The sequence below is a fragment of the Martinezella sp. CNPSo 3795 genome (assembly GCF_057784475.1).
Genome location: NZ_JBXSOQ010000003.1, coordinates 72,371 through 97,039, shown reverse-complemented (window position 1 = coordinate 97,039; position 24,669 = coordinate 72,371). Strand labels below are relative to the sequence as shown.

Genomic DNA, 24,669 nt, shown 5'->3' with positions numbered 1-24,669 from the left:
CGTGAAAGCGGGTATCTTTTCCGCGCCATCCGCTTCAAGGCAGGGGCGAGATGCGCCTGTTGCCAAACGGAATTGATGTTGATCCGCACAAGCCGGGTGTTTGTCGGCCCGGCTTGTGCGATCCGATCTAGTTACGACTTACGGCCGAGAACGGCACCGACGATCGCGGAGAGCACGCCGCCGGCGACCAATGAGGATATGCCTTGCGCGATGAGGCCGGTGAGAGCTTCGCTGCCGATCAGGTTCAGGATCAGGCCGCCGCCAAGGCCACCCACGGCACCGGCGATCGTTCTCGCAATGAGATTGATCCCATCCTGCTTCAAAACGGCGCTCGCGGCGTTGCCACCGATCGCACCGGCAATCAATTGCGTAATGATAGGCCCTAGACTTTCCATGACTGCCCTTCTCCCATAGTTCCGGAGACGCTTCCGGATGCCCTCTCGCGGCGTCCCGGATCGATGCCAGGGAGCGGCGATAATCCTTCATCGATATTAGGATTACATCATGCACGGATCGCTGGAAATAGAAGAGCAACTCAAACGGGAGAATTCCCTAATAATTTCAGGGGAAATCCTCGGTTTGGACATGCGGCCGACCCGCCGCATGTCAATTTCGCCATCTTATGTGGTCCTGCGAGGCGAATCAGCGGTAGACGTAGACGATGCGGCGTGTACCCGGATCGACCAATACGGGTTGGTGGTTTACCTCGACGTAGCTGTATTGGTAGTCTGGAATACGGTGTACTTCCACGCTTTGCGGAATGGTGGCGCCAACCACCAGATCTCCACGCAACTGAACGGTATCGACTGGATTGTCGTCGATATAGGTGCGGACTTCCTCAGGCGGGGTGATTGCGACTACATCGCCACCGCTCTGATCGACGGGCCCCAGCAATTCGTCGCTCGGATCGGGCTGAACGCGCTGGACGCTGCCGGTCTGGATCGGATCGGTCTGTTCATAGGTGATGGTGGGAATGCCCAGGTCATCCCGGTGGTCCTGAACGACGACCGAGGTGCCATTCTGTTCGACGCTCAGATATTGCGCATAGACCCAGCCGCGCATGCCATTGACGTCGACCCGGCACCAGCGGCTACCTTCGACGCAGCCGTCGAGTGTTGCTTCGGACCCGCGAGTGGCGACACCAACGGTCGGGAATTCCGCACCGGGCCCGGAACGAACTTCTATATCCGTGGCGGTGGTTGCGGCCATCTCGGCCTGGGCGAGACCCGCACTGCCGAGAAGGACAAAGCCGGTCAGCAACAGATTTCTCTTCAAGGACATTGGTTTTCTCCTTCTGTCTTGAAAGACCTACCTTCAACGTTTCGAGTGCCTGAGTGTTCCGGTTTGCCGGGCACCAATAGGTCATCGTTCGATGGGAGGATCAAATAAGCACTTGAAAACATGGGTATTATCGAATCTTGAGGTTCGGTTGTCGCGTTTGGACCACTTTGAAGCTTCGGGGGCTGCTTTGTCTGATGTTTGCCGTTATACCGGCAGTACGACGATCAAACAGACGAGGCGCTCCATGGGCATGCTCCAGGCCGGCATCATTCCGGTGACCCCTTTCGAACAGAACTGCACTATCCTGTTCGATCCGGAGACCAAGGAAGGCGTGGTGGTCGACCCGGGCGGCGATGTCGATATCATCCTGCAGACGGTGCGCGAGAACGGCATTACCCTTAAGGCCGTCTGGCTGACACACGGCCATATCGATCATGCCGGCGGTGCCGACGAGGTGCGTGAGGCACTCGGCATCGAGGTGATCGGCCCGCATGAGGACGATCGCTTCCTGCTGGAGGATATCGAAGCCAAAGGCAAGATGTTCAACATCAGCGGCGTGCGCAACGTCACGCCGGACCGCTTCCTGAAGGAGGGCGACAAGGTTTCCTTCGGCGAGCATGAATTCGAGGTTTTCCATTGCCCCGGCCATGCGCCCGGCCATGTCATCTATGTCAACAGGAAGCAGGGCTTTGCACATCTCGGCGACGTGCTGTTCAACGGCTCGATCGGCAGAACCGATCTGCCCGGCGGCAATCATCAGCAGCTTTTGGAATCGATCCGCGACAAGGTTTTCCCGCTTGGCGATGAAGTCGGCTTCATCTGTGGTCACGGGCCGGGGAGCAAGATCGGCGACGAGCGCCGCACCAATCCCTTCCTGCGTGGGCTGTAGGCAAAGCGTTATCAGCGGGCCTTTTGCCCCGCATTCCCGTGGCATCTGGAAAGAATATCGTCGACAACATTGGCGAGCGGCACTGTTGCGTCGCTGCTTATCGCGTTCTTCGGAATGTCCTCCTGCGTCGCGTGTAATCGCACGATGATGTCTCGCTCGGCGGGCTTGCCGCCAAACTCATCTTCCGGTCTGGCGGCAAGCCGGCGGTTTAGTGTGTCCAGATCGACGTTGACCACGAAGACCTCATCGAACAGATCGATAAAGCAATGAAAATTCCTTGAGCCGCCGCAGAAGAAGGTGGTCGGATTGCTTCGATCGGCGACGAGGGATTTGACCTTGCCGACATCCCAAAGGTGATGTCTGTGCCCGAAGGCCACATCGCCAATGTGCTCCCGAAGGACAGAGGCATCCAGCGGTTCACCCGTTTCCGGATCGCCCTTATAGGCCAACTCCCGATCGCCATGGATGACATGGTAGCCGCGCCGCTGCAGTTCGGTGGCGACAGAGGTCTTGCCAGCTCCAGAAACGCCGTCGATCAAGTAATTCCTGACGCCCATTCTCCAACCTCTGAAAAGCTTCTTCGCGCAGCCAGAAATGATGGCAACACGCATAAAATGCCAGTGTGACCATGGCAGGACATTATCACAGAGTGTCTGGATGAGAGTTTTGGGCGCAATGGGGCCGGCGTTCTTATCAGAGACGTTGTTTCAGAGAAGGCGTGGAGCGTTCAGTGTGCGAGAGACGGCAATGCGGGGACGCTGCCGCAAATCCAGGCGGAAAGACGAACGCTTCCCGATAGGAGCTATTCCGCATCAATCAGGCGCCGCTCGGAAGCGGCGCCTTGGTTCCTCGCATTGTCATTAGGGGCACGTCTGAAATCAGTCGGCCGTGCAGAAATGGCGCATGCCGTCAAAGCCGACATAGGTACCGGTGCGGCCATCGAAGCTTCTGTAGCGGTCGTAGCAATAGCGCATCCATGCGGACGACCAGGGACGCAGACCGTATGCCGGCGCTGGCGCATAATAGCTGACGTCGCGTTCGACATAGACGCGGCGCGGTGCTGGGCGATAGTAGTAGCCAGGGGGAGGAGCGTCGTAGCCTGGGTCGACATAGGCCGGGGCCGGTTCGACGTAGCGCGGCTGGCTGGCAATGGCGGAGCCGACGATCAGGCCGGTTGCGAGCCCGGCGGCCCCGAATGCCCAGCCATCTCGGTTATGATGGCGCCAGTATTCGTCGGCGGAAGCGGCACTCACGGAAGTGATCGTCAATGCCGCCGCGACGGCGGACATGACAAGCGTTTTGCCGAGTATGGTCATTGGCCTATCCTCTAACGGAAGCGGGACAAAAGTCATTCCCGCCCTTTCATGGGAGGCAAATTATACGTGGCAAACTGAATGCAGACTGAATGACAAAACCCGGCATTGCTGCCGGGCCTCAACTCGAATTTGAAAGCCGTAAGGTGTCTTAGCCAGCAATCTGCAGATTGACGGCCTTCGGTCCCTTGCCGCGGCGATCCGGTTCCGTGTCGAAGCTTACCTTCTGGTTTTCCGACAATCCTGCCAGACCAGAAGCCTGAACTGCAGAAATGTGTACAAAGATGTCCGCGCCACCCTTGTCCGGTTTGATGAAACCGAAGCCCTTATCGGTATTGAAAAACTTTACAGTGCCAGTCTCGGCCATGCCTCAGGTCCTTTTCTCTCTGCCCACCATCCACACGGGCAGCATTACTTCAGTTGCCCTTGCGGGCGCTTGCAGGCAGTTCTCGAAATTTGAAGGAAAAGGTCCCCGTAACTCGGCATGATCTCGATGCGATGTTTGCCACCCCGCTTCTCGACCAAGCTGACCGGAATATTAGCGTTTCCGGCTCGCAATTCTATTAGGACTTCCCATGCTCTAAAAATGCCCGAACACTGTTGAGAGTGCTGTGTTTATGGGAAATTGGCAAGCAAAAGTTTTTTAACGTGGCACAACAGGCACAATACCGTAACGCGAATATGTTAAGGCGATTCGCAAATTTTCCCACTTTGAAACAACTTTCTAAGGGTTTTACATCGCTCGCGATATAGTTTTGACGAAATTTCCCCAAATCCGCTGGTGTGAACAGCCGTTTTCGATTGTTCGAAAAATTTTGGCGTGCCATGCCGTCAAGCGCCTAAAAGTGCGCATTTCCGGCGTTTTTTATGCTGTGGCGTCGCGCCGCCGAGTCAATTCCGGCACCAATTCCACGGCCAGCATCGCCGTAAACATCAAGGCGCAGCCGGCATAGCCGAGAGGGCCGATGGTTTCGCCGAGCAGCAAGGCTCCCAGCGAAGCCCCGAACAGTGCCTCCGAAGACAGGAAGATCGCGGCTTGGGGAGCAGTCGTATAACGCTGCCCGATGATCTGCAGCGCGAAAGCCAGGCCCGAGGAAAAGATGCCGACATAGAGGATCTCGCCGAGTGCGGCGCTAATATCGGCGATGCTGATTGGTTCGATGGCGGCGGCAACCGCGAGGGCGAGAACGGCGGTGACGGCAAACTGGGTGGCGGAAATACCGAGCGGCCGGCCGGTGTCGTTAACGGCGGAGCCGGCGAGCGTGATTTGCGCTGCCCAGAAGAGTGCGCAGATCACGGTCAGGAAGTCGCCGACGGTGAGGCGCGAGAAGGAGCTACCCGACAGCAGGTAGATGCCGCAAAGCGCCATCAATGCCGCGGGCCAGATGACCCAATGCGGCGAGCGGCGCAGAAAGATAACGGCGATCAGCGGCACGAAGACCACGTAGAGACCGGTGATGAAGCTGGAATTCGTGACCGTCGTTGTCAGTAGGCCGAGCTGCTGCGTTGCCGCTCCGCCGAAGAGAGCGAGGCCAATCAGCAGAAAGAAGAGCCAGTTGCGAGGCGTCAGCGGCTTGGCGGCCTTCCTGTTTTCCATCCACACGAAAGGCAGGACGACCATGGTGGCCACGGCGAATCTGAGGCCGATGAACCAGAAGGGCCCGATCGCCTTCATCGCTGTCGATTGCGCAACGAAACCGCCGCCCCAGATCGCGGCGGCAAGCAACAACAACAAATTCGCCTGTATGCGAGACATCTGCATCCTGCGGGAAGGGGAGGAAAGAATGAGGCCGACCGTTAGCAGCTGCTTTTGCTTGCGGCAAGGCCGAAAGATGCCCAAGCGGCGCGTTGAGCCTAGCTTGCTGCTCTCGAAATCCTCAGAAGCGCACCGTCGCTTTCATCCGTCGTGATCAGCAGCGCACCGTCGGGCGCGACCGTTATGTCGCGTAAGCGGCCGAATTTTCCCCCAAACATGCGTTCCCGCTCGGTGATTTTGCCTTTGCCGTCCTGGCTTAGCCGTGAGAGCAGTTCGAACTTCAGCGCCGTGACGAGGAAATCGCCGTTCCATTCGGGAAACATCTTGCCGCGATAGACTGCAATGGCGCCGGGGGCGATCGAAGGATCCCAATAGAAGCGCGGCTGCTCCATACCTGCCTTTGCGGTGCCGATGCCGATTTTCGTGCCGTTATAATTGACGCCATAGGAGATGACCGGCCAGCCGTAGTTCTTGCCGGCTTCGGGCGTGTTGATCTCATCGCCGCCCCGGGCGCCGTGCTCTGCCGTATAGAGTTTGTTCGTCTGGCTGTCGAAGGTGATGCCCTGAGGATTGCGATGGCCCTTCGTCCAGATTTCGGGAAGGGCACGCTTTCCGTCTCTGAACGGATTATAGGCAGGAATGCTGCCATCGGCGCCGATATGGATGATGGAGCCGGCATCGTCGTGAAAATCCTGTGCGCGATCCTGTTGGAAGCGATCGCCAAGGCTGACGAAAAGGCTACCATCGCGGGCGATCGCGATGCGCGAGCCGTATTGGAGATTTCCGCGCGACAGCTTGTTCATCACGAAAATGCGCTTCACATCGGTCAGCTGCTTTTCGTCAGGAGATAGTGTGGCGCGGAATACGGCCGTACCGCTTCCGCCGTCGCCTGCCACCGAGGCGGTGAAATAAAGGGTGCGGTTGCTGGAGAATTTCGGATCGAGTTCCACATCCAGCAAGCCCCCCTGACCATGGGCATAAACCTTGGGGACGCCTGAGATTGGAGCGGAAATCTTGCCATCACGGATGAGCCGCATGCGGCCTGGCCGTTCGGTCACGAGATAGGCACCATCGGGCAGTACGGCAACCGCCCAGGGATGTTCCAGCCCGGCCGCGATCGTCTCGACCTTGACGTCGACCTTTTGCGTCTGGATGGTCTGTATAGGTTCGGCAAACACCGATGTTGCCGTCAGCAGGGCACAGACCATCAAGGCGATCGCAAATCGGTTTCCGCCTGAATCCGCTTTTGCCTCACGCATCTGTCTGACCTCCCAATAGCCTCGCTTTTGCAAGGTGGGGCCGTTCAGTTGCCATTCAAGGCTGGTTGCGGAGCCGATAACGTCTTTGTGTTCTCGCTTTTGACTGATGGATGCTTTTCGGCTCATTCACGCCTGCTTGCGAGGGAGGCGTTTTGCACGCGAGAGGCATCCGGCCGGCCTCGTGGGAAGCTGATACCGAGGGAAGTATTTGATCTCTATTAGAAATTCCCAGCGTCCTCAGAATCCGATTCAGGCGCTTCGCGTAATGATTCAAGTTTGGATCGAGCGGCGATGCCTGGCTACGATCCATGCGGTCGGGGCAAAACCGGCAAGCGCGCTCGCGGCCTGGCTTCTAGCCGGGTAAGGAAAGCTTATGCACATGGCCCGGAAACCCATGAAATAAAGCCACTGTGACGCCTTTGTGCTTGAAACGTCGGCCCATATTCGACATAGAGCTTAGCGCAGAAATCTGGTCCACAGGCTTTCTGCCATTTTCAACCGAATAGGACCGATCACCATGGCCTTTCTTGCCGACGCTCTTTCCCGTGTAAAGCCTTCTGCCACCATCGCCGTTTCCCAGAAAGCGCGCGAGCTGAAAGCAAAAGGACGCGACGTGATCGGCCTCGGCGCCGGTGAGCCGGATTTCGATACGCCCGATAATATCAAGACGGCGGCCATCGACGCGATCAATCGCGGCGAGACGAAGTACACGCCGGTCGCCGGCATTCCGGAACTGCGCAAGGCGATCGCCGCCAAGTTCAAGCGCGAGAACAATCTGGAATACGCTCCCGAGCAGACCATCGTCGGCACGGGCGGCAAGCAGATCCTGTTCAACGCCTTCATGGCGACGCTGAACCCCGGCGATGAAGTCATCATCCCGACGCCGTACTGGGTTTCCTACCCGGAAATGGTGTCGCTGTGCGGTGGCACGCCGGTTTTCGTTGCCACGACACAGGCCAACAACTTCAAGCTTCAGCCGGCCGATCTTGAGAAGGCGATCACGCCGAAGACCAAGTGGTTCATGTTCAACTCGCCGTCCAACCCGTCGGGCGCGGCCTATTCGCATGCTGAGCTGAAGGCGTTGACGGACGTGCTGGTCAAGCATCCGCATGTCTGGATCCTGACCGACGACATGTACGAGCACCTGACCTATGGCGAGTTCAAGTTTGCCACTCCGGTCGAGGTCGAGCCGAGCCTCTACGACCGCACGCTGACGATGAACGGCGTGTCGAAGGCCTATGCGATGACCGGCTGGCGTATCGGCTATGCTGCCGGCCCGCTGCAGCTCATCAAGGCGATGGACATGATCCAGGGTCAGCAGACCTCGGGTGCGACCTCGATCGCCCAGTGGGCTGCCGTCGAAGCGCTGAACGGTCCGCAGGACTTCATTCCGCGCAACAAGAAGATCTTCGAAGGTCGCCGCGATCTCGTAGTCTCGATGCTGAACCAGGCGAAGGGCATTTCCTGCCCGGTTCCGGAAGGTGCCTTCTACGTCTATCCGTCCTGCGCCGGCCTGATCGGCAAGACGGCTCCGACCGGCAAGGTCATTGAGACGGACGAGGATTTCGTCTCCGAACTGCTGGAATCGGAAGGTGTGGCGGTCGTCCACGGTTCCGCTTTCGGCCTCGGCCCGAACTTCCGCATCTCCTACGCGACTTCGGAGGAGCTGCTCGAGGAAGCTTGCCGCCGCATCCAGCGCTTCTGCGCCGCCTGCAAGTAAGCGACCCATAATCGTTCAATTGAAAAGCCCGCCAGAGATGGTGGGCTTTTTGCATTCAGGTTGATGGTTTCATCTTCATCAACTGATCCAAGCGTTTCGCAATTTGAATCCGCCAGTCGGCGCAAGTCTTTGAAATCGGAATCAAAGACCGAGCGCTGTCAGCATGATGAAAGTGGCGAAGAGAATGAAATGGGTCATACCCTCAATGGCGTTGGTTTCGCCGTCGTTGAGGTTGATGGCGGCGACGATCAGGGTGATCATTACCATGACCGTCTGCACTGGCGACATGGCCATCATGAAGGGCTGGCCGGTATAGAGCGCAATCGCCTCCATGACCGGCACCGTCAGGATGACGGTCGAAAGAGAGGCGCCTAAAGCGATATTCACTGTCGCCTGCATGCGATTTCTGAGCGCCGCCCGCAGAGCAGTCAGAATTTCCGGTGCGGCGGAGATGGCGGCAACGACGATCGCGGCGATGGCGGGCGGAGCGCCCGTGCCCTTGAGGCCGGTATCCATGAAGGCCGACATGAATTCCGCCAGCACGCCGATCAGCACGACGCCGATCAAGATCGTGACGATCGAAGTTGTCGTGGATTCTTCTTCATGATGCTCTTCAGCCTCTCCGGCAGCGAGTTTCTTCTCCGAGCGCGGATAGCTGTAGCTGAAGAAATAGCTGTGCCGGCCGACCTGCATGCGCAGGAACAGCGCATAGAGGGCGATCATCGCGACGATGGTGAAGGCCGAATAGTAGTGCCATTTCGCATCCGGGATGAACTCGGGCACGATCATCGAAATGCCCATAGCGGTCAAGATCATAACGCCATAGGTCCGGCTGGAATCGTCATTATAGGGCTGTTCGCCATGTTTCAGACCGCCGAGAAGAGCAGCAAGACCGAGGATGCCGTTGATATCGAGCATGACGGCGGCATAGATGGTATCGCGCACCAGCGTCGGCGAACTCTCGCCGCTCATCATGATGGCGAGGATGATGACTTCGACCGCAACGGCCGAAAGAGTGAGGATCATCGTGCCGTAGGGATCGCCGACCTTGACGGCGAGGGTCTCTGCGTGGTGGGCGACGCGCATGGATGCTAATACAATCGTCGCGATCAATGCCACGGCGGCGACCATCGCAGTGCCTTGGCCCATTTCCAGTATGGAATGCTCGCCGACATAGGCGACGACAGCAATCGCCAGTGCCACTAGCAGGTTTTTCTCCTGCTTAAACCATTTCGTTATGATCACTTTCCCCACCTTTGCGCCGATTCACGGTTGCACTCTAAAGCAAGGATTTCGCACATCAAGCTTGCGGGGAGGAGGGCGAAATTTGCAGTTAACGCGGTTTAATGGAATACTATGCGGACAGGTCTGCCCAATCACAATGTCGCGGCATCCTCGAACCCGTCTCAGATGCACGCGATTCTGCCGGCAACGTCCGGTTCGAAGGTCTTGGCAGATGAGAAGGAGGGTCTGAATGGTCAAGGTCGTTTACGAAATCGTGCCGCATGACGGTGGGTGGGCTTATCGCTTCCGCGACGTTTATTCGGAAGCGTTTCCAACACATTCCGAGGCGGTGGAGGCCGCGAGGATCGTGGCGGCGGAACAGCAAATCGGGGGAGATTCAGCCGAAATCAGCTGGCAGGACGAGAGCGGCAAATGGCATGAGGAATATGCCGATGGCGGTGACCGACCGGAAACGGAAGTCATCGACGGCCAGATGCATTTTCCGCCGGTGGATACCGCTCCAGGCGCCTAGATCTGCCGCTGGCCGACTGCCTTTTCGATAACCGCGTCGACGAAATGACGTTTCTCGGCAGTGTAGCGATCGCCATCATGTCGATGCATTCCGGCGAGCTCCAATTTCAGCGCGGCATAGGCTGCCGCTTCTGCAGGATGCGCTCGAAGATAATCGCGAAAGATCACCCGGCGCTCGTGGGTCCGGTTGTTCGGCGGGCAGAGATAGACGCGCTCCGGCGGCCTGCCGTCGCGCCGCATGAAGGCCCAGACATCGTCGTCGTAGCGATTGCCACGCGGTTCGTAATTCTCCTGCAGAAGAATCTGGGTCGCCGCAGGCACATCGGCTGAGCTGCGGAAGATGATATCGATGTCGATAAGCGGTTTTGCGGCGATCCCGGGAATGGATGTGCTGCCGATATGTTCGATCGTCACGACATAGGGCGCCAGCAATCGTTCGAGCTTTTCGCGGATGCGTTCGAAATCCCCTGGCCAGCATGGGTCGTACGGCACAAGTTCCACCGCTGTTCCCATGGTCAAAATCCATTCTCCACGTTGTTTTCCTTGATGTAATCAAGCAAACCCGCAACGAGGGCATCGAACGTCACGCGGCAGCGTGGCGACGTCTTCAGATTTTCATGCATGACGATCCAGGTGTCGATCTCCACCTTTATCTCGGACAATATCTGCACGAGGTTCGGATCGCGGCTTGCCAAGGGGATCTGATAGAAACCGATGCCGATGCCGGCGCGCAGCGCATTGTGGAGCGCGATGCTGTGATCGGAACGAAAGCTGAAGGAAGCGCCTTCGAGCATCGGATAACGCTTCAGCATCATGCGTATATAGGCAGTCTGGCGATCGAAGCCGATGAGCTTGTGCCGACGCAGTTCCTCGAGGGTTTCGGGCTTGCCGTACCGCTCGATATAATCGCGATGGGCGAAGAGGCCGAGAGAGATGATGCCGATATGCCGGGCGAGCAGTGCTTCTTGCGCCGGCGCGACCATGCGCACGGCGATATCGGCCTCACGTTGCAGCAGATCTTCCACCGTATCGGAGGCTGAAAGCTCGACGATCAGGTCGGGATAGATTGCCTGCAACTTGGCAAGGATCGGCGGCAGCACTTCCGTGCCGATGACTTCGCTCGCGCTGACGCGCACTGTTCCGCTGACTTTGTCCTTCGAGCCGGAGGCTGCGCGCAACAGTGCGGCGGTCGTGCTCGCCAAAGTCTCGGCATAAGGTCTCAGAACGAGGGCGGTGTCGGTCGGCAACAGCCCTTGTTGCGAACGCGTGAACAGCTCTGCACCGACCGATTGCTCCAATGCGAGGATATGACGCCCCACAGTCGGCTGTGTCAGGCCGAGTTCGCGGGCAGCGGCCGACAGCGAGCCGTGCTCCAGCACGGCAAGAAAGGTGCGATAGAAATCCCAGCTTGGTTCAGATAGCGACGCCATACATTTATATATATCATCTGCAGATTTTTCAGCAATTTCGTTTATCGCCGATACCAAGCATAGTCAGCCCATCGAAACCGATGGAGATGACGATGAGCAACAATAAGGAAAGCACGAAGACGGCCCTGATACTCGGCGCGACCGGCGGCATTGGCGGTGCTGTCGCGCAAGGGCTTACCCTTCGCGGCTGGCGCATTCGGGCGCTGAACCGCAATGCGGCCGAGGCGGCCCGCCGCCAGCCGGAGTTCGACTGGTTCCAGGGCGATGCCATGCAGGCGGATGATGTTCTGAAGGCGGCGCAGGGTGTCGATGTCATCGTGCATGCCGTCAACCCGCCCGGTTATCGCAATTGGGGTAAGGTCGTCCTGCCGATGCTCGATAATACGATTGCCGCCGCGAAGGTGGTCGGTGCGCGGATCGTGCTGCCCGGTACGGTTTACAATTTCGGTCCCGATGTTTTCCCGAATGTCACGGAAGATAGCGCGCAACGGCCGAAGACCCGCAAAGGCGCTATCCGCGTGCAGATGGAACGGCGCCTGCGGGCGGCGGCAGAGCAGGGCGGTACGCCTGTTATCATCGTTCGCGCCGGAGACTTCTTCGGTGGTGCGCGCGCCAACAGCTGGTTCTCGCAGGCGATGGTGACGCCGGGCAAGGCGATTACTTCAATGACCTATCCAGGCAAGCGCGGTGTCGGCCATCAATGGGCCTATCTGCCCGATGTTGCCGAGACCATGATCCGGCTGATCGAGAAGGGCGACGAGCTGCCGGCTTTCGCCGTCTATCATATGCGCGGTCATTGGGATGGAGACGGCAGACAGATGATTGAAGCCGTGCAGCGCGTCGTTGGACACAAGGTGAAGGTGAAATCGTTTCCCTGGTGGATAGTACCGCTGGCTTCTCCCTTCGTGACATTCATGCGGGAACTGCGCGAGATGAGCTATCTCTGGGATGTGCCGCTGCAGATGCGAAACGACAGGCTGGTGGCTGTTCTTGGCGAGGAACCGCATACGCCGATCGATGAGGCGGTGAGGGCAAGTCTTGCATCGATCGGCTGTCTTCCGGCAGCTTGAGCCGCCGGTCAGGCATTCTGTCCAAGGGCACTGGTTACAACAGCGAGTGGAAAAGCCCCGCAACATCTTGGTGCGGGGCTCATCGTTAGCTTTATGCCGGCCTTGCCACTGGGGAAGAGGCCGGTCCGTCAGAGATGTTATGCCGCTTCGTCCAGGGTCGGATAGTCGTCGTAGCCCTTCGCGCCGCCGCCGTAGAGCGTTGCCTGGTCCCATTGGGCGAGCGGTGCGTTTTCCTTCAGGCGGCGGACGAGATCCGGATTGGAGATGAACGGCTTGCCGAAGGCAACGACATCGGCCTTGCCGCTGTCGACGGCTTCGATCGCCATCTCGCGGGTATAGGCATTGTTGACCATCCAGCCGGCCTTGCCGCCTGCAGCCTTGTAGGCCGAGTGGAGAGCGTCATAGTCGAAGGGCAGGAAGTCGCGCTTACCGCCGGTCTGGCCTTCGATGACGTGGATATAGGCGAGGTCATATTTTGCCAGACCTTCGACGACGTAGGTGAAGAGCTGTTGCGGCGCCGGATCGCTGGCATCGCCGGATGGCGTGACAGGCGAGATGCGGATCGCCGTGCGGCCGGCACCGACTTCCTTGGTGACGGCATCGACCACTTCGAACAGGAAACGCGCGCGGTTCTCGATTGCGCCGCCATACTGGTCGGTGCGGTCGTTGACGTTGCCGCGCAGGAACTGGTCGATCAGGTAGCCGTTGGCGCCATGAATCTCGACACCGTCAAAGCCGGCATCGATCGCAGCGCGGGCCGCCTTGCGGTAATCCTCGATGATGCCCGGGATTTCCGAGGTTTCTAGCGCACGCGGTTCGGAAACATCGGCAAAGCCGCCGGTGCCGTCGCTGTTGACCAGATAGGTCTTCGAATTCTCAGCGCGCTTGGAGGTCGACGAGACCGGCTTGCCACCATTCGGCTGCAGGGTCGTATGGGAGATACGACCGACATGCCACATCTGCACGACGATCTTGCCGCCGTTGGCATGCACGGCATCCGTCACCTTCTTCCAGCCATCGAGCGCTTCCTTGCTGTAGAGGCCGGGAACGTTGGCGTAGCCCTGACCCTGATGGGTAATCGCCGTTGCTTCGGTGATGATCAGGCCGGCAGTGGCGCGCTGGGCGTAGTATTTTACGTTCAGTTCATTCGGCACTGCATTCGGCGAGCGATTGCGCGTCAGAGGTGCCATGACGATGCGGTTGGCGATGGAAATATCACCCAGCTTCGTCGGTTCGAATAATTTGGTCATGGATCGTCCTTTCTATAGGGGGCGGGGAAATCAGGACGAGGCGATCGCCAGGTCCGAAGAACTATGGTGGTTAAGGCAGCAGCTTCTCGGGGAAGATTGCGTCGGTGACGGGGGGCATGGGCGCAAATACAGGGAGCGCAGCAGACATTTTCAGAGTTCCTTCTGCATGGCCGCGAGGAATTCGGCGATCGTTTCCTCGTTGCGCTTGTAGAAAATCCACTGGCCAAGGCGCCGCGTCGTCACCAGGCCGGCGCGATGCAGCGTGCCGAGATGCGCTGAGACGGTCGATTGCGACAGGCCACAGCGCTCGAACTGGCTAGCGCAGACGCCGAGCTCCAACGGGTGCTCCTGGGTCGGGAAATGGGTGTGCGGATCTTTGAGGTGATTGAGGATTTCGAGCCGGGCCGGGTGGGCCAGAGCCTTCAATATCTCGTTCTTGTCCATGGCGTTCACCATATGAATATCGAATAATTGCGATTTATGTATCGACGATTTTCGATATATCAAGGGCGACGCTGAAGATTATTTTCGGCAAGGCCGTCGACGTGCGTGCTTAGAAATTAGGCAAAAAAAGAGGGCCACCGGAATGAACCAGGGCCCTTATAGGTGTGAAGGTCAAAACCTCCAGAGGGGAACAGCCAATGCGGTGGAACTGGGAGGAAAAGCCACCGTGTGCATCAGCTGAGTGCGTTATGATGCTAATTTGTGCAGTGCGCAATGCTTTTTTGTGCATGGCAGTTATGCGTTTGCTACGTCGGCGGCAAAAGGGCAAAAAAAAGGGCCTCCGGAGTGAACCAGGGCCCTATAGGTATGAAGGTCAAAAACCTCCAGAGGGGAACAGCCAATGCGGTGGAACTGGGAGGAAAAGCCACCGTGTGCATCAGCTATGTGCGATATGGTAGTTAAATGGGCAGGCTTCAACTCTCATTTGTGCATATCAGCTATGCATCATATGCGTGGCTGATATACTAGCCGTAAAAAGAGTTCGTTATCAGTGACTTACCTTCGTCAGAAGTTCCAGTTACGAGCCTTCGCGACAATAAAATCACGAAAAACCTTGAGCTTGGCCGCGTTCTTCATCTCGTCGGGATAGCAGAAATAAGTGTCGAAGGACGGCACGTCGGCATTGATGGCAAGCTGAATGAGGCCGGGGTCGCGGCCGACGATATAGTCAGGCAATACCGCGATGCCGATACCAAGCAGGCAGGCGCGCTTGATCGACGTCTGGCTGTTGATCTGCAGGTGCGGCACGCGCTTGTTGTCGGAAGACCGGCCGGCGATCTCCAGCCAGTTGACGTCGAGCAGGTAGTTTGGTGCCGGCTCGCCGAAGCTGATGATGCGATGTTCGTCTAGATCCTCCACCGACTGCGGCTCGCCGTAGCGGTTGATATAGGAGGGGGCCGCATAGACGTGCATGTGCACGGTAAAGAGCTTGCGCTGGATGAGATCCGATTGCTGCGGCTGGCGCAGACGGATGGCGCAGTCCGCATGGCGCATGTTCACATCCAGCTCCTCGTTGTCGAGGATCAGCTGAATCTGCATGTCCGGATAGAGCTGCAGGAATTCCTGGATCTTGTCTGTGAGCCAGCCCTGGCCGAGACCGACTGTGGTCGTCACGCGCAGCTTGCCGCTCGGCTTGTCGGTCGTTTCGGTCAATTGCATCTTGACCGTTTCGAGCTTCAGCAAAACGTCATGGGCCGTGCGATAGAGCAGCTCACCCTGTTCGGTCAGGATGAGGCCGCGCGCATGGCGGTGGAAAAGCTTAATGCCAACGTCTTGCTCGAGAGCGCTGACCTGCCGGCTAATGGCGGATTGAGACAAGTGCAACTTGTCGGCCGCATGCGTGAATGAACCCGCTTCGGCAGCCGCGTGAAAGATACGCAGCTTATCCCAATCCAATGGCATGCCGTTTCCCCTCATCGGCTGCATCACTCCGCAGCCACGGCGACGGGCATGTGCCCGGTCAAATAGCGTTCCGCCTCAAGCGCGGCCATGCAGCCCATCCCGGCTGCCGTGATCGCCTGGCGGAATGTATCATCGGTCACATCACCCGCGGCATAGATGCCTTCGACGCTGGTCGCGGTCGAATCAGGAGCGGTCCAGAGATAGCCATTGTCCTTGAGTTTCAATTTGCCCTTGAAGAGCTCGGTCGCCGGCGCATGGCCGATGGCAACGAAGACACCGTCGATCGGCATTTCCGTGATGGCGCCGGTACGCGCATCGCGCAGGCGTGCGCCCGTGACCGATGGCGGCATCGGCGGCTTGGCGGGCGTGCCGGTGATTTCGGCAACCTCAGTATTCCAGAGGATCTTGACGTTTGCCTTGGCGAACAGGCGCTCCTGCAGGATCTTTTCCGAACGGAAAGTATCGCGGCGATGCACCACGGTCACCGATTTGGCGATGTTGGAGAGATAGAGCGCCTCTTCAACGGCGCTGTTACCGCCGCCGACCACGATCACGTCCTTGTTGCGGTAGAAGAAGCCATCGCAGGTGGCGCAGGCGGAGACGCCGAAGCCCTGGAAATGCTGTTCGCTCTCGATACCCAGCCATTTCGCCTTGGCGCCGGTGGCAATGATGAGCGTGTCGGCGGTCCAGACCTGGCCGCTATCTGTATGGGCAACGAAAGGACGCTTGCTGGTATCGACTTCGGTCACGAGGTCGTTGACGATTTCGGCGCCGACATGCTGTGCCTGCTGAAGCATCTGCTCCATCAGCCATGGTCCCTGGATAGGATCGGCAAAGCCCGGATAGTTCTCGACATCGGTCGTGATCATCAGCTGGCCGCCCTGTTCGAGACCAGCGATCAGAACCGGCTGCAGCATCGCGCGCGCGGCGTAAACCGCGGCGGTGTAGCCGGCTGGGCCGGAACCGATGATGAGCACCTTTGTGTGGCGGGCAGGCATAGTCAGTCCTTTCAATTTCGGCGATTGGGAAACCGCGGCTTCAAGCGCGCAAAGCAGGCGATTTCGCGATCCGCGGCTTCATTTATGATTGCCTTATGCATTTATTCAAGGGCAGCCTTGCATTACACACAGAGCAAATCTGCTTTGTGTAAGAATCAACTACGCGAGAGAAACTTTCTTGCGTATTTTCCTGCCTTATATAGAAGCTGGCGAGGGGGAATTAAAGAAAGGCAAGAAAGTGCTTCGCGCTGAGCTCGATGCCATCGATATCAAGATTCTGCGGGAACTCCAGCGGGACGGACGCATGACCAACGTCGAGCTCGCAGACAGGGTCGGCATTTCGGCGCCGCCATGTCTGCGCCGCGTGCGCAAATTGGAAGAAGCCGGCGTTATCGAAGGCTATCACGCCATGTTGAACAGCCCGAAATTGGGCTTCGATCTCGTGGCTTTTTGCATGGTCGGCCTCAAGCATCAGTCGGAAGCGAACCTCAAGGCTTTTGCCAGCGCAACCTCGGCATGGCCGCTGGTTCGGCAGGCATGGATGGTGTCCGGCGACAGTGATTTCCTGCTGCACTGCGTTGCGGAAAATCTCACTCGTTTCCAGGATTTCGTCATCGAAGTTCTGACGGCGAATGAACATGTCGACACCGTGCGCACCATGTTGACCATTCGGCAAGTCAAAAAGCTCGGCCTGGTGGAGCTCTAGGCGAATGGCGGATCGCCCCTGGCATCGGTCGGTGATTAAGTCTGGCGTGCGCCTCTTTCTAGGCGGCTCCCGGGCTCATGTGCAGGACTGGTTCCCGGGGCTCACCATCGTTCGCAGCCAGAATGTCAGCGAGGTGCTTTACCGCGGCGCCAAGGTTGCAAGCCTTGCCGGCATGGATCGTCTGCGCGAACGTTGCGGCGATGCGGTCTACATCGTCGGCTCGGGTCCATCAATTCGCGATTGCGATCTGAGTGGTCTGGAATTCCGCAGTGCCATTCTTTTGAACGGTGCCATCGGCTTGTCTGGCGACCGGATCGGCGAGCCTTTAGCAATTGCCGTCGAGGATGAGCGTTTTGTCTGGCGACATCTCGACATGCTCCGCGAGAAGGTGGCTCCCGGTTCTCTTTGCCTGTTTTCCGTGGCGGTGCTGCGTGCGCTGTGCGAAATCGACAAAAGCTGGCTGGCGGACAAGACCATCATCTTGATCGACGATATCCGCAAGCCCTATGGTGCGCGCCGCCGTTCGGTCGACGACCTCAAGAAACTGCAATATGTGCGATTGAATACCGAGGGGTCGGCGGGTTTTTCGCTCTCACCGGACCGCGGGGTGTTTCTGGGGGGATCCGTCGCGGTATCGGCCCTCCAATTTGCCCTTTACTGTGCAAAGCAGCAGGTCGGCTTTCTGGGGATCGATATATCCAATGCCGGCGAGCCGCGCTTTTATGAGACTCCCAGCGACATGGCGTTCTCCGGCATTGCGCGGGCAGAGAGTCGCATCATCGAGCATCTGGTGCTTGCGCGGCAGATCGCAGCCGAGCGCGGCGTCTCTTTCGTCAACTACTCCCGCATTTCGGCATTGCTCAAATATGATTTTGGTTACGACGACAGGTTTGCATTGAAGCCGCGGGCGTGATGTTCGCCGGCGTTGGCGAGGCTGCTGTGAAATTAGGGTCGATGGAATGAAGCTTATGCGCTGGCTGAAACCCAAGGCGTCCGACGCCAAGAAGCTGTGCATCGAACCGCCTGAGCCGAGGGCAGGGCGCCACGGCATTGCCATTGCCGCCTGCGTGAAGAACGAGGCCCGTTATATCGAAGAATGGGTGCGCTTCCATCAGGCAGTCGGCATTCGCCACTTCTATATCTATGATAATGACTCGACGGACGAGACCTGCTTGCTTCTTCGAAGCCTGCTCTCTGAAGATGCTTTGACGATTATTCCCTGGGCTGGGCGCATGCGCGATGCGGCCACATCGGCAGTACTGAACGGCCAGGTCATCACCTTCGCGCATGCCATTTTGAATTTCGGTGGCGATTACCGCTGGATGGCGTTCATCGATGTCGACGAATTCCTCCTGCCGAAGGAGGCTGCGACGGTCGAGCAGGCGCTGGAGGCCGTCGGCGATTTCCCGAATGTCTCGCTGCCCTGGCATATGTTTGCGACCAGCGGCCATGAGACGCCGCCGGACGGACCTTTGACGTTGAATTATACGATGCGCGGCGCCGATCCGATGACGACGAAGGAAAATGTCAGCAATTTCAAATGCATCGTTGATCCATGCGAAGTCACCGAAGTCAGTGTGCACCAGTTCCAGACGCGTGCCTATGGCGATCTGACAGCCAATGACGCCGGCAAGCGGTTTACTCGGCGCGCACGCAAATCCCCTGAGTTTTATTCAAACCAGTTCCTGCAGCTGAACCACTACTATACGAAATCCCGGCAGGAGCTGATGGAGAAGCTGGCGCGGGGTTGGACCTATGACAGCAGTGCGACCAAATATCGGGACAAGGTCTTGTCCATCGTCAAAAGCATCGAGGAAGACATGATGGAGGATCGTTCGATGATCGAATTCATCGAGCGCAACCATATTGATCTTAGCCGCTGATCGGTCCGTTCACTTGTTGGCGCCAAGCAGCCGCTTGTAGACCTCGCCGATAGCGGTCGCTTCCTTTTCCAAAGCGAACTCGCTGCGCACATGGCGCACGGCATTTTCGCCCTGGCGAAGGGTTTCCTCTGGATTGGCAAGATAGAAGGCGATCGCTCTAGTCAGGGCCTCGCCATCGCCCGCCGGCACCACGGCGCCTGTTTCGCCCGGTACGATCATTTCGGCATAGGCGCCGGCATCAGAGGCGACGACAGCGGTGCGGGAGGCCATGGCTTCCAACGGTGTCAGGCCAAAACCCTCGTTGCGGGAAGGGGCGACATAGAGGGTGGCGCGGCGATACCAGGGTTTGATATCGTCGACTTCGCCCATGAAGCGGATACGATCGGTGAGACCTGCATCGGCCACCATCTTTTCCAGCTGCTCGCCAAAACTGCGGTGCTCAGCTGTCACGCGGCCGCAGACGACGGCGGTCCAGTCCGGATGGCGCGGCAACAGCTCGATCATCGCCTTGACGAAGAGATCCGTGCCCTTCTGATGGCGGACGCGGCCGAAGCAGCCGATCAGATAGGTGCCGGGCAGGCCGGTTGCGGCCATGCGGTCGTCAGGCTTTTCCGGCGGATGGAAGCTGTTGAGGTCGACGCCGTGCTGGATGACGGTGTGCGGCACTTCGAGAAAGCTGCCCGAGCGCGTGCTGGTGGCGATCACGGCATCCATGCGGCGGATCAACCAGCGTGTGTAGCCAGTGTGGCGGCGCTGGGCTGCGGAGGTGAAGACAAGTTTCAGGCGCATGCGCAGAACGGAGCGCAGCAGCAAACCCACAAGCATTTCGTTGTTGCGGCGGGCATGCCAAACGCGGAGGCGATAGCGGCGCGGCTTCATCCAGAGACCGGGCAGGCGGAGCCAACCGAGCCTTGGCAGGTTTTCCGGCAGGCCAGGGCCGAGTGTGGCGATATGATAGCCGAGCTCGACCTGCTTGGGGATGAGCTGCACGATCGTAGACGTAACGCCGGAAAGCCGGCGTTTGAAATTCGTTGCTATGATTTCGATCTCACGGAGATCGCTCGCATGCGCTGTCTCGCGATCGCGCACGGGCGATCAGCCCCAGGAGACGGAGAGGATTTCGTAAGCCTTGGCGCCACCGGGTGCATTGACCTCGATGGAATCGCCGACTTCCTTACCGATCAGGGCGCGGGCGATCGGGGAGGAGATGGAGATGCGGCCGGCCTTCACATCGGCTTCCTGATCGCCGACGATCTGGTAGATCTTTTCTTCCTCGGTGTCTTCGTCGACGAGCTTGACCTTGGCGCCGAACTTGATCTTCGAGCCGGACATCTTGGTGAGATCGATGACTTCGGCACGCGCCGTGAGATCTTCCAGCTCTGTGATGCGGCCTTCATTGTGGCTTTGAGCTTCCTTGGCGGCATGGTACTCGGCATTTTCAGAGAGATCGCCGTGGGCGCGCGCTTCTGCAATTGCCTCGATGATTCGCGGGCGCTCTTCCTGCTGACGCCAGCGCAGCTCTTCCTGCAGCTTGACGAACCCGTTCTGTGTCATCGGTACCTTTTCAACCATTTTTCTTGTCCTTCACTCCCTGTGTTGCTCTGCTGCAGACACAAAAGAAAACAGGTCCCGAAGGGGTACTTCGGAACCATCCAGAGCCGTTATTCTGTCATCTATAGCAGATTGCGACAGACGAATGCCAGAAAATTCGAAGGTTTAAGGAAAAGCTCCTGTTGAAGCTCCCTCACCATTCGATCGGCTGTCGGGGCCGCAACGAACGTGAGCCGGCTATCTTGCTCACGCTCCCCACGGTCGAATTAGCTGCGTCAGAAATAGCTCTGCAGCGGCTGTACCTCGAGGTTTCCGGCCTTCAGCGCCTTGATTGCCATGGCGGCTGCTTCGGCGCCGGCCATGGTCGTGTAGTAGGGCACCTTCTGCATCAGCGTCGCCCGGCGCAGCGACTTCGAATCCGAGATCGCCTTGTTGCTGTCGGTCGTATTGATGACAAGCTGGACCTGGCGGTTGCGGATCGCGTCCTCGATATGCGGCCGTCCCTCAAGGACCTTGTTGATCTTGGTCGCTTCGATGCCGTTTTCAGCAAGGAAACGCTGCGTTCCGCCGGTTGCGAGCACCTTGAAGCCCTGTTCGGCCAGCATGCGGATGGCCGGCAGCACGCGCGGTTTGTCGTCGTCGCGAACCGAGACGAAAACCGTTCCGTCACGCGGCAGTTCCACGCCGGCGCCGAGCTGGGACTTGGCGAAGGCGAGCGCGAAATCCGTATCGAGGCCGATGACTTCGCCGGTCGAGCGCATTTCCGGCCCGAGGAGAGTGTCGACGCCGGGGAAACGCGCGAAGGGGAAGACGGCTTCCTTGACGGCGATATGCTTCAGCTTGCGCGGATCGGGCTTTTCGCCATAGGCGGCAAAGGTCGCATCCAGCTTCTCGCCGGCCATGACGCGCGCGGCGATCTTGGCGATCGGCGCGCCGATGGTCTTGGCGACGAAGGGCACCGTGCGCGAGGCGCGCGGGTTGACTTCGAGCACGTAGACCGTGTCGTCCTTGATGGCGAACTGAACGTTCATCAAGCCGCCGACATTGAGAGCCTTGGCCATTGCTTTCGCCTGGCGCTCGAGTTCGTCGATCATGGCTGCGGAGAGCGTGCGAGGGGGCAGCGAGCAGGCGGAGTCGCCCGAATGGATGCCGGCCTCTTCGATATGTTCCATGATGCCGGCGACATAGACGTCGGTACCGTCGGAGAGGCAGTCGACGTCGACTTCGATGGCGTTGGTCAGATAGCTGTCGAAGAGCAGCGGGTTCTTGCCGAGCAGCGTGTTGATCTGGCCGGTCTTGTCATTTGGGTAGCGCTGCTTGATGTCTTCCGGCACCAGTTCCGGAACGGTATCGAGCAGGTAACCCTGTAGCTGGCCTTCCGAATGGATGATCTGCATAGCGCGGCCGCCGAGAACGTAGGACGGGCGCACGACCAGCGGGAAGCCGATTTCGGAGGCAATGAGGCGTGCCTGCTCGACGGAGTAGGCAATGCCGTTGTTCGGCTGGTTGAGATCGAGCTTCATCAGGAGCTTTTGGAAGCGGTCGCGGTCTTCGGCAAGGTCGATCGCGTCAGGAGCGGTGCCGAGGATCGGGATACCATTCTTTTCCAGGGCTTCGGCGAGCTTCAGCGGGGTCTGGCCGCCGAACTGGACGATGACGCCGACGACTTCGCCCTTTTCCTGCTCCGCGCGCAAGATTTCGATAACATCTTCCGCGGTCAGCGGCTCGAAATAGAGACGGTCCGACGTATCGTAATCGGTCGAAACCGTTTCCGGGTTGCAGTTGATCATGATCGCTTCATAGCCGGCATCCTTCAGCGCGAAGGCGGCATGGCAGCAGCAATAATCGAACTCGATACCCTGTCCGATACGGTTCGGGCCGCCGCCGAGGATGACGACCTTCTTGCGGTCGGAAACCTGCGCTTCGGAACGAGCGGCGCCGACGAAGGGCGTCTCATAGGTCGAGTACATATAGGCCGTCGGTGAGGCGAATTCGGCGGCGCAGGTATCGATGCGCTTGAAGACCGGGCGGACGTTCAGCGAATTGCGGAGTTCGGCTACTTCCTTCGGGCGCTTGCCGGTCAGCGTCGCAAGACGTGCGTCGGAGAAGCCCATGGCCTTCAGCATGCGCAGATTGGCGGCATCCTGCGGCAGGCCGTGCTCGCGGATGCGCTCTTCCATATCGACGATGTTCTTCAGCTGCTCGAGGAACCATGGGTCGATCTTGCAACCTTCATGCACCTCTTCGATGCTCATGCCCTGGCGCAGCGCCTGGGCGACCATACGCAGACGGTCCGGCGTCGGCGTGCCGATGGCGGCGCGAATGGCGTTCTGGCTGCCTTCGCCTTCCTCGATGCCGGGGATCTCGATCTCGTCCAGACCGGTCAGGCCGGTTTCGAGGCCGCGTAGCGCCTTCTGCAGCGATTCCGCGAAGGTACGGCCGATTGCCATGACTTCGCCGACCGACTTCATCGCCGTGGTCAGAACCGGGGAGGCGCCGGGGAATTTTTCAAAGGCGAAGCGCGGGATCTTGGTGACAACGTAGTCGATCGACGGCTCGAAGGATGCCGGGGTTGCACCGCCGGTGATATCGTTTTCGAGTTCGTCCAGCGTGTAGCCGACAGCGAGCTTGGCGGCGACCTTGGCGATCGGGAAGCCGGTTGCCTTCGAGGCAAGCGCAGAGGAGCGCGACACGCGCGGATTCATTTCGATGACGACGAGGCGACCGTCCTTCGGATTGACCGCGAACTGTACGTTCGAGCCGCCGGTTTCGACGCCGATCTCGCGCAGAACCGCGATCGAGGCGTTGCGCATGATCTGGTATTCTTTGTCCGTCAGCGTCAGCGCGGGAGCGACCGTGATCGAGTCGCCGGTGTGAACGCCCATCGGGTCGATGTTTTCGATCGAGCAGATGATGATGCAGTTGTCCGCCTTGTCGCGGACGACTTCCATCTCATACTCTTTCCAGCCGAGGACCGATTCTTCGATCAGCACCTCCGTAGTCGGCGAGGCGTCGAGGCCACCGCCGACGATCTCGAAGAATTCCGAGCGGTTGTATGCAATACCGCCGCCGGTGCCGCCGAGTGTGAAGGACGGACGGATAATGGCGGGCAAGCCGACATGATCGAGCGCCTGCGCGGCAATTGCCATTGCGTGGCTCATATAGCGCTGCTTGCGATCGCTTTCGCCGAGGTTCCACTGGTTTTCCAGTTCGTCGAGCGCCTTGTCGAGCTCAGGACCAGAAAGAGATGCCTTCAGCTTGCTCCGCTCGGCCTCATGCGTCTTGCGGTCGGCGTCCTTGATATCGGTGGCATTTGCCAACATGGAACGCGGCGTTTCGAGGCCGATGCGGGCCATGGCTTCGCGGAAGAGAGCGCGGTCTTCGGCCATGTCGATGGCGGCTGGCTTGGCGCCGATCATCTCGACATTGTAACGGTCGAGCACGCCCATGCGCTTCAGTGACAGCGCGGTATTGAGTGCAGTCTGGCCGCCCATGGTCGGCAGCAGCGCGTCCGGGCGCTCCTTGGCAATGATCTTGGCGACGACCTCGGGCGTAATCGGCTCGACATAGGTCGCATCCGCCAGACCCGGATCGGTCATGATCGTTGCCGGGTTGGAGTTGACGAGGATGACGCGGTAACCTTCCTCTCGCAGCGCCTTGCAGGCCTGCGTGCCCGAATAGTCGAATTCGCAAGCCTGTCCGATAACAATCGGTCCTGCACCGATAATGAGGATCGATTTGATATCTTGGCGCTTCGGCATGGGCTCACATCCGTTTTTTTCGTTGCGCCAAAAACCGGCCAGGGTGGGAGGTCACCGGCCGGGGGCGCTATGGGCAATATTTTCAGGCTAGAAGCGGCTTATAGGCAAATGTATTTGCAAACGGAACCCCATAAATGGCGGA

General features: G+C 58.8%; 24 protein-coding genes. 7 read left to right on the top strand and 17 right to left on the bottom strand.

Annotation, left to right across the window (positions count from 1 at the left end; genetic code table 11):
* Nucleotides 1-131 precede the first annotated feature (131 nt).
* Together AC13QY_RS10105 and AC13QY_RS10100 are read right to left on the bottom strand one after the other, a co-directional pair.
* A complete protein-coding gene (locus AC13QY_RS10105) occupies nucleotides 132-395 on the bottom strand; it encodes a hypothetical protein (protein ID WP_092711633.1) in 264 nt (87 codons plus the stop codon).
* A gap of 247 nt (nucleotides 396-642) precedes the next feature.
* Nucleotides 643-1,281, bottom strand: a complete 639-nt coding sequence (locus AC13QY_RS10100; RefSeq protein ID WP_113332255.1) for a DUF1236 domain-containing protein — start codon at nucleotides 1,279-1,281, stop codon at nucleotides 643-645.
* Nucleotides 1,282-1,525: 244 nt separating this feature from the next.
* Here AC13QY_RS10100 and AC13QY_RS10095 point away from each other — a divergent pair, with 244 nt between their 5' ends.
* Nucleotides 1,526-2,170: an MBL fold metallo-hydrolase gene (locus AC13QY_RS10095; protein ID WP_113332256.1), complete on the top strand. Its 645-nt coding sequence runs from the start codon at nucleotides 1,526-1,528 to the stop codon at nucleotides 2,168-2,170.
* Nucleotides 2,171-2,181: 11 nt separating this feature from the next.
* On the opposite strand, the gene AC13QY_RS10090 is transcribed toward AC13QY_RS10095, so the two are convergent.
* The 5 genes from AC13QY_RS10090 to AC13QY_RS10070 form a co-directional block, all read right to left on the bottom strand.
* A complete protein-coding gene (locus AC13QY_RS10090) occupies nucleotides 2,182-2,727 on the bottom strand; it encodes a DEAD/DEAH box helicase family protein (RefSeq protein ID WP_152092632.1) in 546 nt (181 codons plus the stop codon).
* 321 nt (nucleotides 2,728-3,048) lie between these two features.
* Nucleotides 3,049-3,486, bottom strand: coding sequence for a BA14K family protein (locus AC13QY_RS10085; RefSeq protein WP_152092633.1), 438 nt, complete (start codon nucleotides 3,484-3,486; stop codon nucleotides 3,049-3,051).
* 148 nt (nucleotides 3,487-3,634) lie between these two features.
* Nucleotides 3,635-3,850: a cold-shock protein gene (locus tag AC13QY_RS10080; protein WP_004116423.1), complete on the bottom strand. Its 216-nt coding sequence runs from the start codon at nucleotides 3,848-3,850 to the stop codon at nucleotides 3,635-3,637.
* A 498-nt stretch (nucleotides 3,851-4,348) separates the two neighbouring features.
* On the bottom strand, nucleotides 4,349-5,239 hold the full coding sequence (locus AC13QY_RS10075; protein ID WP_152092634.1) for a DMT family transporter: 891 nt from the start codon (nucleotides 5,237-5,239) through the stop codon (nucleotides 4,349-4,351).
* 98 nt (nucleotides 5,240-5,337) lie between these two features.
* Entirely contained in the window at nucleotides 5,338-6,498 is a 1,161-nt protein-coding gene (locus AC13QY_RS10070; protein ID WP_152092635.1) for a PQQ-dependent sugar dehydrogenase, read from the bottom strand.
* A gap of 517 nt (nucleotides 6,499-7,015) precedes the next feature.
* Between AC13QY_RS10070 and AC13QY_RS10065 the strand changes: the two genes are divergently transcribed.
* Nucleotides 7,016-8,218, top strand: a complete 1,203-nt coding sequence (locus AC13QY_RS10065) for a pyridoxal phosphate-dependent aminotransferase (RefSeq protein WP_152092636.1) — start codon at nucleotides 7,016-7,018, stop codon at nucleotides 8,216-8,218.
* Nucleotides 8,219-8,359: 141 nt separating this feature from the next.
* Here AC13QY_RS10065 and AC13QY_RS10060 read toward each other — a convergent pair whose 3' ends face one another.
* Nucleotides 8,360-9,421: a calcium:cation antiporter gene (locus tag AC13QY_RS10060; protein WP_371864925.1), complete on the bottom strand. Its 1,062-nt coding sequence runs from the start codon at nucleotides 9,419-9,421 to the stop codon at nucleotides 8,360-8,362.
* A 271-nt stretch (nucleotides 9,422-9,692) separates the two neighbouring features.
* Between AC13QY_RS10060 and AC13QY_RS10055 the strand changes: the two genes are divergently transcribed.
* Nucleotides 9,693-9,974 (top strand): DUF2188 domain-containing protein, encoded by a 282-nt coding sequence (locus AC13QY_RS10055; protein WP_092711617.1) that lies wholly within the window; start codon nucleotides 9,693-9,695, stop codon nucleotides 9,972-9,974.
* On the opposite strand, the gene AC13QY_RS10050 is transcribed toward AC13QY_RS10055, so the two are convergent.
* Both AC13QY_RS10050 and AC13QY_RS10045 read right to left on the bottom strand, forming a co-directional pair.
* A complete protein-coding gene (locus AC13QY_RS10050) occupies nucleotides 9,971-10,486 on the bottom strand; it encodes a GrpB family protein (RefSeq protein WP_113351867.1) in 516 nt (171 codons plus the stop codon). The two genes, AC13QY_RS10055 and AC13QY_RS10050, sit on opposite strands and share 4 nt — an antisense overlap.
* Before the next feature lie 2 nt (nucleotides 10,487-10,488).
* On the bottom strand, nucleotides 10,489-11,403 hold the full coding sequence (locus tag AC13QY_RS10045; RefSeq protein WP_113351868.1) for a LysR family transcriptional regulator: 915 nt from the start codon (nucleotides 11,401-11,403) through the stop codon (nucleotides 10,489-10,491).
* Between the two features lie 92 nt (nucleotides 11,404-11,495).
* Between AC13QY_RS10045 and AC13QY_RS10040 the strand changes: the two genes are divergently transcribed.
* A complete protein-coding gene (locus AC13QY_RS10040) occupies nucleotides 11,496-12,473 on the top strand; it encodes an SDR family oxidoreductase (protein WP_233789750.1) in 978 nt (325 codons plus the stop codon).
* 137 nt (nucleotides 12,474-12,610) lie between these two features.
* On the opposite strand, the gene AC13QY_RS10035 is transcribed toward AC13QY_RS10040, so the two are convergent.
* From AC13QY_RS10035 to trxB, 4 genes are all read right to left on the bottom strand, one after another.
* Entirely contained in the window at nucleotides 12,611-13,723 is a 1,113-nt protein-coding gene (locus tag AC13QY_RS10035) for an alkene reductase (protein ID WP_113332265.1), read from the bottom strand.
* A gap of 150 nt (nucleotides 13,724-13,873) precedes the next feature.
* The gene (locus tag AC13QY_RS10030) at nucleotides 13,874-14,167 is read right to left on the bottom strand and encodes an ArsR/SmtB family transcription factor (RefSeq protein ID WP_069612851.1); all 294 of its coding nucleotides are present in this window, start codon (nucleotides 14,165-14,167) and stop codon (nucleotides 13,874-13,876) included.
* 564 nt (nucleotides 14,168-14,731) lie between these two features.
* Nucleotides 14,732-15,628, bottom strand: a complete 897-nt coding sequence (locus tag AC13QY_RS10025) for a LysR family transcriptional regulator VtlR (protein WP_092711607.1) — start codon at nucleotides 15,626-15,628, stop codon at nucleotides 14,732-14,734.
* Nucleotides 15,629-15,651: 23 nt separating this feature from the next.
* Entirely contained in the window at nucleotides 15,652-16,626 is a 975-nt protein-coding gene (gene trxB / locus AC13QY_RS10020; protein WP_095435379.1) for a thioredoxin-disulfide reductase, read from the bottom strand.
* 238 nt (nucleotides 16,627-16,864) lie between these two features.
* Between trxB and AC13QY_RS10015 the strand changes: the two genes are divergently transcribed.
* From AC13QY_RS10015 to AC13QY_RS10005, 3 genes are read left to right on the top strand one after another with little or no spacing between them, the layout of a single operon-like run.
* Nucleotides 16,865-17,332 (top strand): Lrp/AsnC family transcriptional regulator, encoded by a 468-nt coding sequence (locus tag AC13QY_RS10015; RefSeq protein WP_015340578.1) that lies wholly within the window; start codon nucleotides 16,865-16,867, stop codon nucleotides 17,330-17,332.
* Between the two features lie 4 nt (nucleotides 17,333-17,336).
* Nucleotides 17,337-18,245 (top strand): glycosyl transferase, encoded by a 909-nt coding sequence (locus AC13QY_RS10010; RefSeq protein WP_113351870.1) that lies wholly within the window; start codon nucleotides 17,337-17,339, stop codon nucleotides 18,243-18,245.
* A gap of 55 nt (nucleotides 18,246-18,300) precedes the next feature.
* Nucleotides 18,301-19,215, top strand: coding sequence for a glycosyltransferase family 92 protein (locus tag AC13QY_RS10005; protein ID WP_113352041.1), 915 nt, complete (start codon nucleotides 18,301-18,303; stop codon nucleotides 19,213-19,215).
* 9 nt (nucleotides 19,216-19,224) lie between these two features.
* Here AC13QY_RS10005 and AC13QY_RS10000 read toward each other — a convergent pair whose 3' ends face one another.
* From AC13QY_RS10000 to carB, 3 genes are all read right to left on the bottom strand, one after another.
* Nucleotides 19,225-20,304, bottom strand: a complete 1,080-nt coding sequence (locus AC13QY_RS10000) for a glycosyltransferase family 4 protein (RefSeq protein ID WP_113351871.1) — start codon at nucleotides 20,302-20,304, stop codon at nucleotides 19,225-19,227.
* A 6-nt stretch (nucleotides 20,305-20,310) separates the two neighbouring features.
* On the bottom strand, nucleotides 20,311-20,787 hold the full coding sequence (gene greA / locus AC13QY_RS09995) for a transcription elongation factor GreA (RefSeq protein WP_069612629.1): 477 nt from the start codon (nucleotides 20,785-20,787) through the stop codon (nucleotides 20,311-20,313).
* Nucleotides 20,788-21,041: 254 nt separating this feature from the next.
* Nucleotides 21,042-24,527 (bottom strand): carbamoyl-phosphate synthase large subunit, encoded by a 3,486-nt coding sequence (gene carB / locus AC13QY_RS09990; protein WP_113351872.1) that lies wholly within the window; start codon nucleotides 24,525-24,527, stop codon nucleotides 21,042-21,044.
* Between the last annotated feature and the right edge of the window lie 142 nt (nucleotides 24,528-24,669).

What these genes read in the sequence shown, in the direction of transcription:
- AC13QY_RS10105 (WP_092711633.1), bottom strand. Translation starts at nt 395, where the DNA reads ATGGAAAGTCTAGGGCCTATCATTACGCAATTGATTGCCGGTGCGATC.
- AC13QY_RS10100 (WP_113332255.1), bottom strand. Translation starts at nt 1,281, where the DNA reads ATGTCCTTGAAGAGAAATCTGTTGCTGACCGGCTTTGTCCTTCTCGGC.
- AC13QY_RS10095 (WP_113332256.1), top strand. Translation starts at nt 1,526, where the DNA reads ATGGGCATGCTCCAGGCCGGCATCATTCCGGTGACCCCTTTCGAACAG.
- AC13QY_RS10090 (WP_152092632.1), bottom strand. Translation starts at nt 2,727, where the DNA reads ATGGGCGTCAGGAATTACTTGATCGACGGCGTTTCTGGAGCTGGCAAG.
- AC13QY_RS10085 (WP_152092633.1), bottom strand. Translation starts at nt 3,486, where the DNA reads ATGACCATACTCGGCAAAACGCTTGTCATGTCCGCCGTCGCGGCGGCA.
- AC13QY_RS10080 (WP_004116423.1), bottom strand. Translation starts at nt 3,850, where the DNA reads ATGGCCGAGACTGGCACTGTAAAGTTTTTCAATACCGATAAGGGCTTC.
- AC13QY_RS10075 (WP_152092634.1), bottom strand. Translation starts at nt 5,239, where the DNA reads ATGTCTCGCATACAGGCGAATTTGTTGTTGTTGCTTGCCGCCGCGATC.
- AC13QY_RS10070 (WP_152092635.1), bottom strand. Translation starts at nt 6,498, where the DNA reads ATGCGTGAGGCAAAAGCGGATTCAGGCGGAAACCGATTTGCGATCGCC.
- AC13QY_RS10065 (WP_152092636.1), top strand. Translation starts at nt 7,016, where the DNA reads ATGGCCTTTCTTGCCGACGCTCTTTCCCGTGTAAAGCCTTCTGCCACC.
- AC13QY_RS10055 (WP_092711617.1), top strand. Translation starts at nt 9,693, where the DNA reads ATGGTCAAGGTCGTTTACGAAATCGTGCCGCATGACGGTGGGTGGGCT.
- AC13QY_RS10050 (WP_113351867.1), bottom strand. Translation starts at nt 10,486, where the DNA reads ATGGGAACAGCGGTGGAACTTGTGCCGTACGACCCATGCTGGCCAGGG.
- AC13QY_RS10045 (WP_113351868.1), bottom strand. Translation starts at nt 11,403, where the DNA reads ATGGCGTCGCTATCTGAACCAAGCTGGGATTTCTATCGCACCTTTCTT.
- AC13QY_RS10040 (WP_233789750.1), top strand. Translation starts at nt 11,496, where the DNA reads ATGAGCAACAATAAGGAAAGCACGAAGACGGCCCTGATACTCGGCGCG.
- AC13QY_RS10035 (WP_113332265.1), bottom strand. Translation starts at nt 13,723, where the DNA reads ATGACCAAATTATTCGAACCGACGAAGCTGGGTGATATTTCCATCGCC.
- AC13QY_RS10030 (WP_069612851.1), bottom strand. Translation starts at nt 14,167, where the DNA reads ATGGACAAGAACGAGATATTGAAGGCTCTGGCCCACCCGGCCCGGCTC.
- AC13QY_RS10025 (WP_092711607.1), bottom strand. Translation starts at nt 15,628, where the DNA reads ATGCCATTGGATTGGGATAAGCTGCGTATCTTTCACGCGGCTGCCGAA.
- trxB (WP_095435379.1), bottom strand. Translation starts at nt 16,626, where the DNA reads ATGCCTGCCCGCCACACAAAGGTGCTCATCATCGGTTCCGGCCCAGCC.
- AC13QY_RS10010 (WP_113351870.1), top strand. Translation starts at nt 17,337, where the DNA reads ATGGCGGATCGCCCCTGGCATCGGTCGGTGATTAAGTCTGGCGTGCGC.
- AC13QY_RS10005 (WP_113352041.1), top strand. Translation starts at nt 18,301, where the DNA reads ATGCGCTGGCTGAAACCCAAGGCGTCCGACGCCAAGAAGCTGTGCATC.
- greA (WP_069612629.1), bottom strand. Translation starts at nt 20,787, where the DNA reads ATGGTTGAAAAGGTACCGATGACACAGAACGGGTTCGTCAAGCTGCAG.
- carB (WP_113351872.1), bottom strand. Translation starts at nt 24,527, where the DNA reads ATGCCGAAGCGCCAAGATATCAAATCGATCCTCATTATCGGTGCAGGA.